A 16229-nucleotide genomic window follows, 5' to 3' on the forward strand; every position below is an offset into this window, starting at 1 on the left:
CCATAATATTATATTATCCTAATTTTATAAAAAAAGAAATGGTAATTAATAAAATGCAAACTAGAAAGTAGGATTCTTAAGAATCCTACTTTCTAGTTATAATCATTTTAAAGAAAATTATAAGTTTATTCTACATTATTTATATAATCAAATTTTAATTTAGTCATCTCAACATATTGCTCATAGGTTATTTGTCCATTCTTATATAATATGTTTACAATCTCAATAAAATCCTTACATATCTCTACGATATCTTCTCTTAACATATTCATATGATACTTCCTCCTAATTTCCAGTATCTAAACATACTTAAATAATATAACAAATACCAAAAAATGCAAGTAAATAATATAATACTAGGACTAAGTAATCCTATAGTCCTATAATATTATAATTTCATGACCTTAATATAATATAATATGATATGTTAGATTAAAATATGATTAGAAATCAAATAAAAATTTCTAACAAACTATCTTTGTTTTATAGTTATTCGCTATTAACAATTAATATTATATCAAATATTTATGGTAAATAAGTTATTTTACAAAAAAATCAGGTGTTCTAACCTGATTTACCTAGAATAGAATCCACAAAATAGAACAACTAATAATAAATAGAAAAATAAGAAGCTAGTATCATCTTTATCAAACAGACCACTTTTCATAAATATTATAGCTAAGAGTAAAAAGAAAAATAATAAGCTGCTTTTAGTTTTTTTATTTTTAATAATCATAATTTCTCCTCTCAAAACACTTATATTATTATCTATATTATTCAACAGGAGAAGAAAAGTTCTTAACTATATATTGTGTACTTTTTTCATGTTCTCAATAACACTTTCAATATATTTTTCGTCTATTACTTTTTCAAAACTTCTAAGCCCAGCAACCTTAAAACCATGTTTTTCTGCTAACTTATTTATTTCATCTACCTTTTCAATTTGCATTTCTCTGCCTAAGCTAAAATTTTCATATTTACCTTCTAAAGCTAAAATCATTGTTTCAGCCATACATGCATAACATAGCCCTTCAGGAAATCCAAAATTAAAATTAAAATTTACTTCCTTAGGAACTTCAATTACTCCACCTTCTATAACTAGCACATCTTTACGCTTTTCTTGTACTAACTTCGAAACATCTCTAGGTCTAGCTACATCACAAACAACAGCACCACTTTTAATATATTCTGCCTTAATAACATCATCAACACTGCTGGTTACAGTAATAACTACATCTGCGTTCTCAATACCATCACTTACATTAGTACAGCACTCTACCTCTACCCTATAGCCATACTTTTGATGGAATTCCAGTTTAATCCCAATAAGCCTCTGTATATTTCTACCTACTAAAATAACCTTTTTTGCTTCTCTACATGCTAGTTCAGCACAAACCTTTCCAATAGAACCTGTAGCGCCTACAATAGCAACTTCACTCTCTTGTAAATTTTTCCCTAATAAATTGCATGCATTCCTAGTAGCTTCAAAAGCAGCGGCCACTGTATAGGTGTTCCCAGTAGTTACAGCAATATTTAAGTTTTTAGCAACTGTAACTCCCGCATCTCCTACAACGGATGTATATGCTCCTAACCCTATTATTCTTGCACCTAATTTTTCAGCTATTCTTCCTGAGTCAATTATCCTTTTAAGAACATACTTATATTGCATATTCATCATCATACTAGAAGTTAATGGTACACCAATAAACCAGCCTTCAGCTTCTTGAGATTCACTTTTTATATCTGTGATCTTTGAGATAACTGAAGGTGATACATTACTAACTACTTTTTCAGTCATCATTTTTGGTAGTATCTTTAGATATTTATATTTTCTATAAATATCATCTATTTCTATAGGATGGATTAAAAATGCGAATCTGTTCATATTATTATCTCCTTCCACTAAAAACAGATTTAATTAGATTTTTAGTATTATTTAGTGCTATGGTTCCAATACTTCTGTTTTTCATCAATATTTCTTCTAATGAACTAACTAACTTATCTAATTGCTCATATGTAACCGTTAAAGGTGGTTCAATTCTAATTACATTCGGATTATTCAAAGTATAAGCAGTAATAATATTATAATTATTAATTAACTCACTAGCTACTATGCCTCCAGTATATTCATCAACTAATTCTCTTGTATTGTTAGTAATTACTCGATCCATTAGAGGTATATTTATAGTGTCAAACTCCAATCCAATCATTAGACCTCTTCCTCTTACTTCCTTTAATAAAGGATACTTATCCTTTAATCTTAGTAACTTACTAATTATATAATTTCCTTTTTCCAAAGCTTCGTTTTCTAAGTTATTCTCCGCAATAAATTCTATAGTAGAAATACCTGCTGCCGATGCCCATGTATTGCCACCAAATGTGGAAGTATGGAGCAAACATCTATCCATAGTTCCATATCCTCTCTTCCATACATCCTCATTCGCGATATAGGCTCCTATTGGGATAATACCTCCTCCTAAAGACTTGGCCATACACATAATATCTGGTACCATCCCTTCGGCCTCACATGCAAACCAGTATCCTGTTCTTCCAAAGCCCGTTTGTATTTCATCTGCAATTAAGAGCACGCCATATTGTGAGCAAATATCTTTTGCCTTTCTTAAGTATCCAATTGGCGGAACAATAATTCCACCCTCTCCTTGTATAGGCTCGACAATAAATGCTGCTATATCATCATATTTTTCTAATACAAGTTTAAGTTCATTAATATCTCCATAAGATACCTCTACTGCCAATGGAACCATCGGACCAAAGTACTTTTTATATTTATTTCTTCCAGTAACAGATAAAGCTCCCATTGATTTACCATGAAATGCCCCTTTACAATAAATAATCCTAGATTTTTCAGTTGCAATCTTAGCTAATTTTAATGCTCCTTCTACAGCCTCCGCACCACTATTGCAGAAAAAAGTATACTTTAAATCTCCGGGTGTTATCTTAGCTAGATTTCGTGCTAAAACACTTGGTAAGCTATGCATTCCAGATTGTAATAAATTGGGTAGATGACTTACACTATTTATGGCATTAATTACAGCATCGTTGTTATGACCAATGTTTAAAGCACCGTAGGCACCAAGAAAATCTAAATATTCTTCTCCATTTTTGTCCCAAACCATCATATCCTTTGCTCTTACAAAAGTTTTATTAAAACCTAACATTTTTAAAAGTCTAGTTAAATGCAAATTAATATGTTGTCGATAGTTTTCTTCAATATCTTTCTGTTCCAGATTTAAAGCTTCATCTAAAGAAATAAGCTCCTTTTCTTTACTCATGACTTCTTGTACCATAAGCTACACCCCTTATAATATATTTATTTGTATATTTAATGAGTTTTTCCAGCTTATGGTTTTTCTATTCCATATAATAAAAAAACAAGAGATAATATTATCTCTTGTCAATAGTTTTGGCGGAAAGGGTGGGATTCGAACCCACGGCCCCTTTTGGAGTCACTGATTTTCGAGATCAGCTCCTTCGACCACTCGGACACCTTTCCATTATTAAATTTAATAAAGCTGGCAGCAAGACTTTCCTTGTTTTAAGGTAAGTTCTACTCCAGCTTTATCTATATATTATTTTGGTGACCCCTAGGGGAATCGAACCCCTGTTACCGCCGTGAAAGGGCGGTGTCTTGACCGCTTGACCAAGGGGCCAAAATGGTTGCGGGGACAGGACTTGAACCTGTGACCTTCGGGTTATGAGCCCGACGAGCTACCAACTGCTCCACCCCGCGATATGTTTCAATCATCTAAATCTTTGATTTAGTTTGATTGGAATACTCAGCATTAGCTGAGTTTCATTTTAAAAATGGTGCCGAAGACCGGAATCGAACCGGTACGATCTTGAAGGACCGCAGGATTTTAAGTCCTGTGCGTCTGCCAGTTCCGCCACTTCGGCACACTTATGGCTCCAGAGAGAGGACTCGAACCTCCAACCTACCGGTTAACAGCCGGGTGCTCCACCATTGAGCTACTCTGGAACATAATATCGCAGCGACCTACTCTCCCAGGCAGCTTCCCGCCAAGTACCATCAGCGCTGAAGGGCTTAACTACTGTGTTCGGTATGGGAACAGGTGTGACCCCTTCGCTATTGCCACGATATTGCAATCACCCAAATCTTTGATTTGGTGTGAATGGAGTACTCAGCGTTAGCCGAGTTTCCTTCAAATTAAAATCAAGTTGTATTTCAACTGGATTTTAATCATACCACTTTAATAAGTAATATGTCAAGAGAAAATTATTCCCTCAAAACTATACAATGTTAGAATATATTTGGTCAAGCCCTCGACCTATTAGTACCTATCAGCTAAGTACATTGCTGCACTTACACCCTAGGCCTATCAACCAAGTAGTCTTCTTGGGGTCTTACCTCCTTACGGAGTGGGAAATCTTATCTTGAGGGGGGCTTCGTGCTTAGATGCCTTCAGCACTTATCCCTTCCGCACTTAGCTACCCAGCGATGCTCTTGGCAGAACAACTGGTACACCAGAGGTGCGTCCATCCCGGTCCTCTCGTACTAAGGACAGCTCCTCTCAAATTTCCTGCGCCCGCGACGGATAGGGACCGAACTGTCTCACGACGTTCTGAACCCAGCTCGCGTACCACTTTAATGGGCGAACAGCCCAACCCTTGGGACCTACTACAGCCCCAGGATGTGATGAGCCGACATCGAGGTGCCAAACCTCCCCGTCGATGTGGACTCTTGGGGGAGATAAGCCTGTTATCCCCGGGGTAGCTTTTATCCGTTGAGCGATGGCCCTTCCACTCGGAACCACCGGATCACTAAGCCCGACTTTCGTCCTTGCTCGACCTGTATGTCTCGCAATCAAGCTCCCTTTTGCCTTTACACTCTACGCACGATTTCCGACCGTGCTGAGGGAACCTTTGGGCGCCTCCGTTACTTTTTGGGAGGCGACCGCCCCAGTCAAACTGCCCACCTGACAGTGTCCCAAGACTGGATTCACAGTCTATGGTTAGAACTTCAGTACTACAAGAGTGGTATCCCAACGATGACTCCACTGAGACTGGCGTCCCAGCTTCTAAGTCTCCCACCTATGCTGTACATGTAGCACCGAAATCCAATGTCAAGTTGCAGTAAAGCTCCACGGGGTCTTTCCGTCCTGTCGCGGGTAACCAGCATCTTCACTGGTATTACAATTTCACCGGGTCTATTGTTGAGACAGCGCCCAAATCGTTACGCCTTTCGTGCGGGTCGGAACTTACCCGACAAGGAATTTCGCTACCTTAGGACCGTTATAGTTACGGCCGCCGTTTACTGGGGCTTAAGTTCATTGCTTCGCAGATGCTAACAATTCCCCTTAACCTTCCAGCACCGGGCAGGCGTCAGCCCCTATACGTCGTCTTTCGACTTAGCAGAGACCTATGTTTATGGTAAACAGTCGCTTGGGCCTATTCTCTGCGGCCGGTTGAGGCTTACAGAGTAAATCTTTAACCAAAACCGGCTCCCCTTATCCCGAAGTTACGGGGTCATTTTGCCGAGTTCCTTAACAATAGTTCTCCCGATCGTCTTAGGATTCTCTCCTCACCTACCTGTGTCGGTTTGCGGTACGGGCACCTAGAAATCTCGATAGAAGCTTTTCTCGACAGTGTGGAATCAGCCAGTTCGCTACTTAAATTTCGCTCCCCATCACTTCTCAGGATTAATGTTAAAAGGGATTTGCCTCTTCTAACTCCCTACCAGCTTAGACGCACACAACCAACGGTGCGCTGAGCCTATCCTACTGTGTCACTCCATCTCTCAAACGATTTTAGGTGGTACAGGAATTTCAACCTGTTGTCCATCGCCTACGCCTTTCGGCCTGGGCTTAGGTCCCGACTAACCCTGAGCGGACGAGCCTTCCTCAGGAAACCTTAGGTTTTCGACGGGCAGGATTCTCACCTGCCTCTCGTTACTCATGCCAACATTCTCACTTCTATACAGTCCACTGCTCCTTCCGGTACAGCTTCAACCTATATAGAACGCTCGCCTACCATCCTTACGGATCCATAGCTTCGGTGATACGTTTGAGCCCCGGACATTTTCGGCGCAGAATCACTCGACCAGTGAGCTATTACGCACTCTTTGAATGAATGGCTGCTTCTAAGCCAACATCCTGGTTGTCTATGCAACTCCACATCCTTTTCCACTTAACGTATACTTTGGGACCTTAGCTGATGGTCTGGGCTCTTTCCCTCTTGACTACGGATCTTATCACTCGCAGTCTGACTCCCGAGTAAAAGATAACGGCATTCGGAGTTTGATAGGTTTTGGTAACCGGTGAAGGCCCCTAGACCATTCAGTGCTCTACCTCCGTATCTCTTAACCTCGAGGCTAGCCCTAAAGCTATTTCGGCGAGAACCAGCTATCTCCGGGCTCGATTGGAATTTCACCGCTACCCACAGTTCATCCGGTGACTTTTCAACGTCAATCGGTTCGGACCTCCACGAAATTTTACTTCCGCTTCATCCTGACCATGGGTAGGTCGCCCGGTTTCGGGTCTACGGCATGAAACTAGACGCCCTATTAAGACTCGGTTTCCCTACGGCTTCGCACCATAGGTGCTTAACCTTGCTCCATACCGTAACTCGTTGGCCCGTTCTACAAAAAGTACGCGGTCACACATAAAAAGTGCTCCCACAGTTTGTAAGCAGAAGGTTTCAGGTTCTATTTCACTCCCCTTCCGGGGTTCTTTTCACCTTTCCCTCACGGTACTATGCGCTATCGGTCACCAGGTAGTATTTAGCCTTGGGGGGTGGTCCCCCCTGCTTCCCACAAGGTTTCACGTGCCTCGTGGTACTCTGGATCACGGTCTAGAATATCATCGTTTCATGTACAGGACTATTACCTTCTATGGTGAGTCTTTCCAAACCTCTTCTATTACGATGAGTCATCATATATGACCGGTCCGCAACCCCGATAGAGAAAACCCTATCGGTTTGGGCTTATCCCCTTTCGCTCGCCGCTACTTAGGGAATCGATTTTTCTTTCTCTTCCTCAGGGTACTTAGATGTTTCAGTTCCCCTGGTATGTCTTCTATTACCTATTGATTGAGTAATAGATACTTAGGTATTAACCTAAGTAGGTTTCCCCATTCGGAAATCCCCGGATCAAAGATTGCTTGCATCTCCCCGAGGCTTATCGCAGCTTACCACGTCCTTCATCGACTCCTGGTGCCAAGGCATCCGCCTTCTGCCCTTATTAGCTTGACCAAAGCTATTCGCAGTTTCGCATTACAAATTTGTTTACTCCCTTACGGTCGCACAAATTTGATGCTCATTGCGTTTGACCTACCTTCGACTTGCTTTGCAAATCCGGTTAGGTCATAATCTAACATTGTGTAGTTTTCAAGGAACTATTTTAGTGGTGGGCTCAAGTGGACTCGAACCACCGACCTCACGCTTATCAGGCGTGCGCTCTAACCACCTGAGCTATGAGCCCTGATGCTTCAATCTCCCAAATCTTCAATTTAGCGTGATTGGAGTACTTTTAGCACTTGAATTTTTAAGTTTAAGCTTAAAAATGAGTGTGATAGACGACTTTCGGCAATAGCCGAGTTTCATCTTGAAAGACAAGAAGTCTCTCAAAACTAAACAGTATAGATTGCCAATTCTCCTTAGAAAGGAGGTGATCCAGCCGCACCTTCCGATACGGCTACCTTGTTACGACTTCACCCCAGTCATTGGCTTCACCTTCGACAGCTTCCTCCAATAAAGGTTGGATAGCTGGCTTCGGGTGCTTCCGACTCCCGTGGTGTGACGGGCGGTGTGTACAAGACCCGGGAACGCATTCACCGCGACATTCTGATCCGCGATTACTAGCAACTCCGACTTCATGTGGGCGAGTTTCAGCCCACAATCCGAACTGGGACCGATTTTGTAGGATTCGCTCCGGATTACTCCTTGGCTGCCCGTTGTATCGGCCATTGTAGCACGTGTGTAGCCCTGAACATAAGGGGCATGATGATTTGACGTCATCCCCACCTTCCTCCGAGTTATCCCCGGCAGTCTCTCTAGAGTGCCCAGCCGAACTGCTGGCAACTAAAGACAAGGGTTGCGCTCGTTGCGGGACTTAACCCAACATCTCACGACACGAGCTGACGACAACCATGCACCACCTGTCACCTCAGTCCCCGAAGGGAAGGCTTCGATTAAAAAGCTGTCCGAGGGATGTCAAGTCCAGGTAAGGTTCTTCGCGTTGCTTCGAATTAAACCACATGCTCCGCTGCTTGTGCGGGTCCCCGTCAATTCCTTTGAGTTTCATTCTTGCGAACGTACTCCCCAGGCGGAGTGCTTAATGCGTTAACTGCGGCACCGAGGTTTGACCCCCAACACCTAGCACTCATCGTTTACGGCGTGGACTACCAGGGTATCTAATCCTGTTCGCTACCCACGCTTTCGTGCCTCAGCGTCAGTTGCAGTCCAGAGAGTCGCCTTCGCCACTGGTGTTCCTCCTAATATCTACGCATTTCACCGCTACACTAGGAATTCCACTCTCCTCTCCTGCACTCAAGCCCTACAGTTTCAAAGGCTTACTACGGTTGAGCCGTAGCCTTTAACCTCTGACCCATAGGGCCGCCTACGCACCCTTTACGCCCAATGATTCCGGATAACGCTTGCCCCCTACGTATTACCGCGGCTGCTGGCACGTAGTTAGCCGGGGCTTCCTCCTAAGGTACCGTCATTATCTTCCCTTAGGACAGAGCTTTACGACTCGAAAGCCTTCATCGCTCACGCGGCGTTGCTGCATCAGGGTTTCCCCCATTGTGCAATATTCCCCACTGCTGCCTCCCGTAGGAGTCTGGACCGTGTCTCAGTTCCAGTGTGGCCGTTCACCCTCTCAGGCCGGCTACTGATCGTCGCCTTGGTGAGCCATTACCTCACCAACTAGCTAATCAGACGCGGGCCCATCCTATACCGAAATTCTTTGACCTTTTAGGGATGCCCCTAAAAGGTATTATGGGGTATTAGCAATGGTTTCCCATTGTTATTCCCCTGTACAGGGTAGGTTGCCCACGCGTTACTCACCCGTCCGCCGCTAAATTAAAATCATTCCACCCGAAGGCTTCCTGAAAATAACTCCGCTCGACTTGCATGTGTTAGGCACGCCGCCAGCGTTCATCCTGAGCCAGGATCAAACTCTTAATAAAAAATTTCTGGGTACCATCTTTTAAAGATGGATTTATTATTTGCTGGCTTAATCTATACTGTTTAGTTTTCAAAGACCTCTTCAAGGGCTTGTGCCCCCTCGCCTTGTTTCGGCGACTTATTTAATATATCACATCTGAAATATTATGTCAACGTTTTTTTAATTTATTTTCAAACTTTTAAATTCCAACTATATAACTACTTTTTACTATGACAACCTTTGAAATATAGATATACTATATAAAATAAAAAGATAATTATAATTTTAGTGAAAATAAAAAAAGAGACTTGTATCATTCAATCTCTTCATTGGTGCCCAGAGGCGGAATCGAACCACCGACACGGGGATTTTCAGTCCCCTGCTCTACCGACTGAGCTATCTGGGCCTGTTTATTATTTAAATGGTGGGCTCAAGTGGACTCGAACCACCGACCTCACGCTTATCAGGCGTGCGCTCTAACCACCTGAGCTATGAGCCCATAAATAAATTGGAGCGGAAGACGGGACTCGAACCCGCGACCCTCGCCTTGGCAAGGCGATGCTCTACCACTGAGCCACTTCCGCATGCTTCAATCACCCAAATTAAAAATTTGGTGTGAGTGGAGTACTCAGCACTAACTGAGTTTCCTTGAAATATTTTAATATAATGGTGCGGGTGAAGGGAGTCGAACCCCCACGGTTGCCCGCTAGATCCTAAGTCTAGTGCGTCTGCCAATTCCGCCACACCCGCATATTAAATTAATGGTGGAGGGAGAAGGATTCGAACCTTCGAAGTCGTTGACAACAGATTTACAGTCTGCCCCCTTTGGCCGCTCGGGAACCCCTCCGTACAAATAATGGAGCTGGTGATGGGATTCGAACCCGCGACCTGCTGATTACAAATCAGCTGCTCTGGCCAACTGAGCTACACCAGCATACTGTGATTACAGTACTCAGCAAATGCTGAGTTACCTTTTGAAAATATATTAAAATTGGCGACCTGGAAGGGACTCGAACCCTCGACCTCCAGCGTGACAGGCTGGCATTCTAACCATCTGAACTACCAGGCCAATTTTGGTGGGCGCAACAGGACTTGAACCTGTGACCCCCTGCTTGTAAGGCAGGTGCTCTCCCAGCTGAGCTATGCGCCCGAAATTTGGTGACCCCTAGGGGAATCGAACCCCTGTTACCGCCGTGAAAGGGCGGTGTCTTGACCGCTTGACCAAGGGGCCAAAATGGTTGCGGGGACAGGACTTGAACCTGTGACCTTCGGGTTATGAACCGAACGCTCTAGCCAACTAAGCTATGCCGCCAAAATGGTTGCGGGGACAGGACTTGAACCTGTGACCTTCGGGTTATGAGCCCGACGAGCTACCAACTGCTCCACCCCGCGATATGTTTCAATCATCTAAATCTTTGATTTAGTTTGATTGGAATACTCAGCATTAGCTGAGTTTCATTTTAAAAATGGTGCCGAAGACCGGAATCGAACCGGTACGATCTTGAAGGACCGCAGGATTTTAAGTCCTGTGCGTCTGCCAGTTCCGCCACTTCGGCACACTTATGGCTCCAGAGAGAGGACTCGAACCTCCAACCTACCGGTTAACAGCCGGGTGCTCCACCATTGAGCTACTCTGGAACATAATATCGCAGCGACCTACTCTCCCAGGCAGCTTCCCGCCAAGTACCATCAGCGCTGAAGGGCTTAACTACTGTGTTCGGTATGGGAACAGGTGTGACCCCTTCGCTATTGCCACGATATTGCAATCACCCAAATCTTTGATTTGGTGTGAATGGAGTACTCAGCGTTAGCCGAGTTTCCTTCAAATTAAAATCAAGTTGTATTTCAACTGGATTTTAATCATACCACTTTAATAAGTAATATGTCAAGAGAAAATTATTCCCTCAAAACTATACAATGTTAGAATATATTTGGTCAAGCCCTCGACCTATTAGTACCTATCAGCTAAGTACATTGCTGCACTTACACCCTAGGCCTATCAACCAAGTAGTCTTCTTGGGGTCTTACCTCCTTACGGAGTGGGAAATCTTATCTTGAGGGGGGCTTCGTGCTTAGATGCCTTCAGCACTTATCCCTTCCGCACTTAGCTACCCAGCGATGCTCTTGGCAGAACAACTGGTACACCAGAGGTGCGTCCATCCCGGTCCTCTCGTACTAAGGACAGCTCCTCTCAAATTTCCTGCGCCCGCGACGGATAGGGACCGAACTGTCTCACGACGTTCTGAACCCAGCTCGCGTACCACTTTAATGGGCGAACAGCCCAACCCTTGGGACCTACTACAGCCCCAGGATGTGATGAGCCGACATCGAGGTGCCAAACCTCCCCGTCGATGTGGACTCTTGGGGGAGATAAGCCTGTTATCCCCGGGGTAGCTTTTATCCGTTGAGCGATGGCCCTTCCACTCGGAACCACCGGATCACTAAGCCCGACTTTCGTCCTTGCTCGACCTGTATGTCTCGCAATCAAGCTCCCTTTTGCCTTTACACTCTACGCACGATTTCCGACCGTGCTGAGGGAACCTTTGGGCGCCTCCGTTACTTTTTGGGAGGCGACCGCCCCAGTCAAACTGCCCACCTGACAGTGTCCCAAGACTGGATTCACAGTCTATGGTTAGAACTTCAGTACTACAAGAGTGGTATCCCAACGATGACTCCACTGAGACTGGCGTCCCAGCTTCTAAGTCTCCCACCTATGCTGTACATGTAGCACCGAAATCCAATGTCAAGTTGCAGTAAAGCTCCACGGGGTCTTTCCGTCCTGTCGCGGGTAACCAGCATCTTCACTGGTATTACAATTTCACCGGGTCTATTGTTGAGACAGCGCCCAAATCGTTACGCCTTTCGTGCGGGTCGGAACTTACCCGACAAGGAATTTCGCTACCTTAGGACCGTTATAGTTACGGCCGCCGTTTACTGGGGCTTAAGTTCATTGCTTCGCAGATGCTAACAATTCCCCTTAACCTTCCAGCACCGGGCAGGCGTCAGCCCCTATACGTCGTCTTTCGACTTAGCAGAGACCTATGTTTATGGTAAACAGTCGCTTGGGCCTATTCTCTGCGGCCGGTTGAGGCTTACAGAGTAAATCTTTAACCAAAACCGGCTCCCCTTATCCCGAAGTTACGGGGTCATTTTGCCGAGTTCCTTAACAATAGTTCTCCCGATCGTCTTAGGATTCTCTCCTCACCTACCTGTGTCGGTTTGCGGTACGGGCACCTAGAAATCTCGATAGAAGCTTTTCTCGACAGTGTGGAATCAGCCAGTTCGCTACTTAAATTTCGCTCCCCATCACTTCTCAGGATTAATGTTAAAAGGGATTTGCCTCTTCTAACTCCCTACCAGCTTAGACGCACACAACCAACGGTGCGCTGAGCCTATCCTACTGTGTCACTCCATCTCTCAAACGATTTTAGGTGGTACAGGAATTTCAACCTGTTGTCCATCGCCTACGCCTTTCGGCCTGGGCTTAGGTCCCGACTAACCCTGAGCGGACGAGCCTTCCTCAGGAAACCTTAGGTTTTCGACGGGCAGGATTCTCACCTGCCTCTCGTTACTCATGCCAACATTCTCACTTCTATACAGTCCACTGCTCCTTCCGGTACAGCTTCAACCTATATAGAACGCTCGCCTACCATCCTTACGGATCCATAGCTTCGGTGATACGTTTGAGCCCCGGACATTTTCGGCGCAGAATCACTCGACCAGTGAGCTATTACGCACTCTTTGAATGAATGGCTGCTTCTAAGCCAACATCCTGGTTGTCTATGCAACTCCACATCCTTTTCCACTTAACGTATACTTTGGGACCTTAGCTGATGGTCTGGGCTCTTTCCCTCTTGACTACGGATCTTATCACTCGCAGTCTGACTCCCGAGTAAAAGATAACGGCATTCGGAGTTTGATAGGTTTTGGTAACCGGTGAAGGCCCCTAGACCATTCAGTGCTCTACCTCCGTATCTCTTAACCTCGAGGCTAGCCCTAAAGCTATTTCGGCGAGAACCAGCTATCTCCGGGCTCGATTGGAATTTCACCGCTACCCACAGTTCATCCGGTGACTTTTCAACGTCAATCGGTTCGGACCTCCACGAAATTTTACTTCCGCTTCATCCTGACCATGGGTAGGTCGCCCGGTTTCGGGTCTACGGCATGAAACTAGACGCCCTATTAAGACTCGGTTTCCCTACGGCTTCGCACCATAGGTGCTTAACCTTGCTCCATACCGTAACTCGTTGGCCCGTTCTACAAAAAGTACGCGGTCACACATAAAAAGTGCTCCCACAGTTTGTAAGCAGAAGGTTTCAGGTTCTATTTCACTCCCCTTCCGGGGTTCTTTTCACCTTTCCCTCACGGTACTATGCGCTATCGGTCACCAGGTAGTATTTAGCCTTGGGGGGTGGTCCCCCCTGCTTCCCACAAGGTTTCACGTGCCTCGTGGTACTCTGGATCACGGTCTAGAATATCATCGTTTCATGTACAGGACTATTACCTTCTATGGTGAGTCTTTCCAAACCTCTTCTATTACGATGAGTCATCATATATGACCGGTCCGCAACCCCGATAGAGAAAACCCTATCGGTTTGGGCTTATCCCCTTTCGCTCGCCGCTACTTAGGGAATCGATTTTTCTTTCTCTTCCTCAGGGTACTTAGATGTTTCAGTTCCCCTGGTATGTCTTCTATTACCTATTGATTGAGTAATAGATACTTAGGTATTAACCTAAGTAGGTTTCCCCATTCGGAAATCCCCGGATCAAAGATTGCTTGCATCTCCCCGAGGCTTATCGCAGCTTACCACGTCCTTCATCGACTCCTGGTGCCAAGGCATCCGCCTTCTGCCCTTATTAGCTTGACCAAAGCTATTCGCAGTTTCGCATTCTAAATTTGTTTACTCCCTTACGGTCGCACAAATTTGATGCTCATTGCGTTTGACCTACCTTCGATTTGTTTCACAAATCGGGTTAGGTCATAATCTAACATTGTGTAGTTTTCAAGGAACTATTTAACCGTCTTTAAGACGGAATAATATAATACCAAATAAAATGTTTTATGTCAACCTTTAAATTGGTATTCTATGGTGGAGACGAGGAGAGTCGAACTCCTGACCCCCTGCTTGCAAGGCAGGTGCTCTCCCAACTGAGCTACGCCCCCATGTATTGAAAGACAAGAAGTCCCTCAAAACTAGACAGTATAGATTGCCAATTCTCCTTAGAAAGGAGGTGATCCAGCCGCACCTTCCGATACGGCTACCTTGTTACGACTTCACCCCAGTCATTGGCTTCACCTTCGACAGCTTCCTCCAATAAAGGTTGGATAGCTGGCTTCGGGTGCTTCCGACTCCCGTGGTGTGACGGGCGGTGTGTACAAGACCCGGGAACGCATTCACCGCGACATTCTGATCCGCGATTACTAGCAACTCCGACTTCATGTGGGCGAGTTTCAGCCCACAATCCGAACTGGGACCGATTTTGTAGGATTCGCTCCGGATTACTCCTTGGCTGCCCGTTGTATCGGCCATTGTAGCACGTGTGTAGCCCTGAACATAAGGGGCATGATGATTTGACGTCATCCCCACCTTCCTCCGAGTTATCCCCGGCAGTCTCTCTAGAGTGCCCAGCCGAACTGCTGGCAACTAAAGACAAGGGTTGCGCTCGTTGCGGGACTTAACCCAACATCTCACGACACGAGCTGACGACAACCATGCACCACCTGTCACCTCAGTCCCCGAAGGGAAGGCTTCGATTAAAAAGCTGTCCGAGGGATGTCAAGTCCAGGTAAGGTTCTTCGCGTTGCTTCGAATTAAACCACATGCTCCGCTGCTTGTGCGGGTCCCCGTCAATTCCTTTGAGTTTCATTCTTGCGAACGTACTCCCCAGGCGGAGTGCTTAATGCGTTAACTGCGGCACCGAGGTTTGACCCCCAACACCTAGCACTCATCGTTTACGGCGTGGACTACCAGGGTATCTAATCCTGTTCGCTACCCACGCTTTCGTGCCTCAGCGTCAGTTGCAGTCCAGAGAGTCGCCTTCGCCACTGGTGTTCCTCCTAATATCTACGCATTTCACCGCTACACTAGGAATTCCACTCTCCTCTCCTGCACTCAAGCCCTACAGTTTCAAAGGCTTACTACGGTTGAGCCGTAGCCTTTAACCTCTGACCCATAGGGCCGCCTACGCACCCTTTACGCCCAATGATTCCGGATAACGCTTGCCCCCTACGTATTACCGCGGCTGCTGGCACGTAGTTAGCCGGGGCTTCCTCCTAAGGTACCGTCATTATCTTCCCTTAGGACAGAGCTTTACGACTCGAAAGCCTTCATCGCTCACGCGGCGTTGCTGCATCAGGGTTTCCCCCATTGTGCAATATTCCCCACTGCTGCCTCCCGTAGGAGTCTGGACCGTGTCTCAGTTCCAGTGTGGCCGTTCACCCTCTCAGGCCGGCTACTGATCGTCGCCTTGGTGAGCCATTACCTCACCAACTAGCTAATCAGACGCGGGCCCATCCTATACCGAAATTCTTTGACCTTCTAGGGATGCCCCTAAAAGGTATTATGGGGTATTAGCAATGGTTTCCCATTGTTATTCCCCTGTACAGGGTAGGTTGCCCACGCGTTACTCACCCGTCCGCCGCTAAATTAAAATCATTCCACCCGAAGGCTTCCTGAAAATAACTCCGCTCGACTTGCATGTGTTAGGCACGCCGCCAGCGTTCATCCTGAGCCAGGATCAAACTCTTAATAAAAAATTTCTGGGTACCATCTTTTAAAGATGGATTTATTATTTGCTGGCTTAATCTATACTGTTTAGTTTTCAAAGACCTCTTCAAGGGCTTATGCCCCATCGCCTTGTTGCGGCGACTTTGTTTAATATATCATATCTAAAATATTATGTCAATATTTTTTTCGTATCTTGTTTTTAAAACTTTACTAAAAATGTTTTATGAAAAATGGTGACCCATCCGCGACTCGAACGCGGGACACCCTGATTAAAAGTCAGGTGCTCTACCGACTGAGCTAATGGGTCAAATATTTTAATCACTCAAACCCCTAAACTGATATGAGCAAAATAATACAAG

Annotated in this window: 3 protein-coding genes, 20 tRNA genes and 6 rRNA genes; all 29 read right to left on the reverse strand. The window is 45.3% G+C overall.

Features of this window, described 5'->3' with window-relative positions; all coding sequences use genetic code 11:
• Positions 1-125: 125 nt before the first annotated feature.
• Positions 126-272 (reverse strand): hypothetical protein, encoded by a 147-nt coding sequence (locus HYG84_RS02570; protein ID WP_212380551.1) that lies wholly within the window; start codon positions 270-272, stop codon positions 126-128.
• 530 nt (positions 273-802) lie between these two features.
• On the reverse strand, positions 803-1885 hold the full coding sequence (locus tag HYG84_RS02575) for a shikimate dehydrogenase (protein ID WP_212380553.1): 1083 nt from the start codon (positions 1883-1885) through the stop codon (positions 803-805).
• 4 nt (positions 1886-1889) lie between these two features.
• Entirely contained in the window at positions 1890-3308 is a 1419-nt protein-coding gene (locus HYG84_RS02580) for an aspartate aminotransferase family protein (RefSeq protein ID WP_212380555.1), read from the reverse strand.
• 117 nt (positions 3309-3425) lie between these two features.
• Positions 3426-3514: transfer RNA gene (locus HYG84_RS02585), tRNA-Ser, on the reverse strand.
• 82 nt (positions 3515-3596) lie between these two features.
• A tRNA-Glu gene (locus HYG84_RS02590) sits at positions 3597-3671 on the reverse strand.
• A 4-nt stretch (positions 3672-3675) separates the two neighbouring features.
• A tRNA-Met gene (locus HYG84_RS02595) sits at positions 3676-3751 on the reverse strand.
• 75 nt (positions 3752-3826) lie between these two features.
• Positions 3827-3915, reverse strand: a tRNA-Leu gene (locus tag HYG84_RS02600).
• Positions 3916-3922: 7 nt separating this feature from the next.
• Positions 3923-3997: transfer RNA gene (locus HYG84_RS02605), tRNA-Asn, on the reverse strand.
• A 5-nt stretch (positions 3998-4002) separates the two neighbouring features.
• Positions 4003-4119: ribosomal RNA gene (gene rrf / locus HYG84_RS02610) — 5S ribosomal RNA — on the reverse strand.
• Between the two features lie 171 nt (positions 4120-4290).
• Positions 4291-7227: ribosomal RNA gene (locus tag HYG84_RS02615) — 23S ribosomal RNA — on the reverse strand.
• A gap of 152 nt (positions 7228-7379) precedes the next feature.
• Positions 7380-7456 (reverse strand) — tRNA-Ile (locus tag HYG84_RS02620).
• A 179-nt stretch (positions 7457-7635) separates the two neighbouring features.
• Positions 7636-9164, reverse strand: a 16S ribosomal RNA gene (locus HYG84_RS02625).
• Between the two features lie 308 nt (positions 9165-9472).
• A tRNA-Phe gene (locus HYG84_RS02630) sits at positions 9473-9548 on the reverse strand.
• 16 nt (positions 9549-9564) lie between these two features.
• Positions 9565-9641, reverse strand: a tRNA-Ile gene (locus HYG84_RS02635).
• A 10-nt stretch (positions 9642-9651) separates the two neighbouring features.
• Positions 9652-9726, reverse strand: a tRNA-Gly gene (locus tag HYG84_RS02640).
• 83 nt (positions 9727-9809) lie between these two features.
• Positions 9810-9892 (reverse strand) — tRNA-Leu (locus tag HYG84_RS02645).
• Positions 9893-9904: 12 nt separating this feature from the next.
• Positions 9905-9989, reverse strand: a tRNA-Tyr gene (locus HYG84_RS02650).
• 10 nt (positions 9990-9999) lie between these two features.
• Positions 10000-10076: transfer RNA gene (locus HYG84_RS02655), tRNA-Thr, on the reverse strand.
• Positions 10077-10134: 58 nt separating this feature from the next.
• Positions 10135-10211, reverse strand: a tRNA-Asp gene (locus HYG84_RS02660).
• Positions 10212-10216: 5 nt separating this feature from the next.
• Positions 10217-10292, reverse strand: a tRNA-Val gene (locus HYG84_RS02665).
• 6 nt (positions 10293-10298) lie between these two features.
• Positions 10299-10373, reverse strand: a tRNA-Glu gene (locus HYG84_RS02670).
• 85 nt (positions 10374-10458) lie between these two features.
• Positions 10459-10534, reverse strand: a tRNA-Met gene (locus HYG84_RS02675).
• A 75-nt stretch (positions 10535-10609) separates the two neighbouring features.
• A tRNA-Leu gene (locus HYG84_RS02680) sits at positions 10610-10698 on the reverse strand.
• Between the two features lie 7 nt (positions 10699-10705).
• Positions 10706-10780: transfer RNA gene (locus HYG84_RS02685), tRNA-Asn, on the reverse strand.
• 5 nt (positions 10781-10785) lie between these two features.
• Positions 10786-10902, reverse strand: a 5S ribosomal RNA gene (rrf, locus tag HYG84_RS02690).
• A 171-nt stretch (positions 10903-11073) separates the two neighbouring features.
• A 23S ribosomal RNA gene (locus HYG84_RS02695) occupies positions 11074-14010 on the reverse strand.
• A 220-nt stretch (positions 14011-14230) separates the two neighbouring features.
• Positions 14231-14306: transfer RNA gene (locus tag HYG84_RS02700), tRNA-Ala, on the reverse strand.
• 61 nt (positions 14307-14367) lie between these two features.
• Positions 14368-15896: ribosomal RNA gene (locus tag HYG84_RS02705) — 16S ribosomal RNA — on the reverse strand.
• The 16S, 23S and 5S rRNA genes sit together here with 20 tRNA genes alongside, the layout of an rRNA operon.
• Before the next feature lie 205 nt (positions 15897-16101).
• A tRNA-Lys gene (locus HYG84_RS02710) sits at positions 16102-16177 on the reverse strand.
• Positions 16178-16229 lie beyond the last annotated feature (52 nt).

The organism is Alkaliphilus sp. B6464 (assembly GCF_018141165.1).
In the GTDB taxonomy this organism is placed as follows: Bacteria; Bacillota; Clostridia; order Peptostreptococcales; family Natronincolaceae; genus Alkaliphilus_B.

What these genes read in the sequence shown, in the direction of transcription:
- HYG84_RS02570 (WP_212380551.1), bottom strand. Translation starts at nt 272, where the DNA reads ATGAATATGTTAAGAGAAGATATCGTAGAGATATGTAAGGATTTTATT.
- HYG84_RS02575 (WP_212380553.1), bottom strand. Translation starts at nt 1,885, where the DNA reads ATGAACAGATTCGCATTTTTAATCCATCCTATAGAAATAGATGATATT.
- HYG84_RS02580 (WP_212380555.1), bottom strand. Translation starts at nt 3,308, where the DNA reads ATGGTACAAGAAGTCATGAGTAAAGAAAAGGAGCTTATTTCTTTAGAT.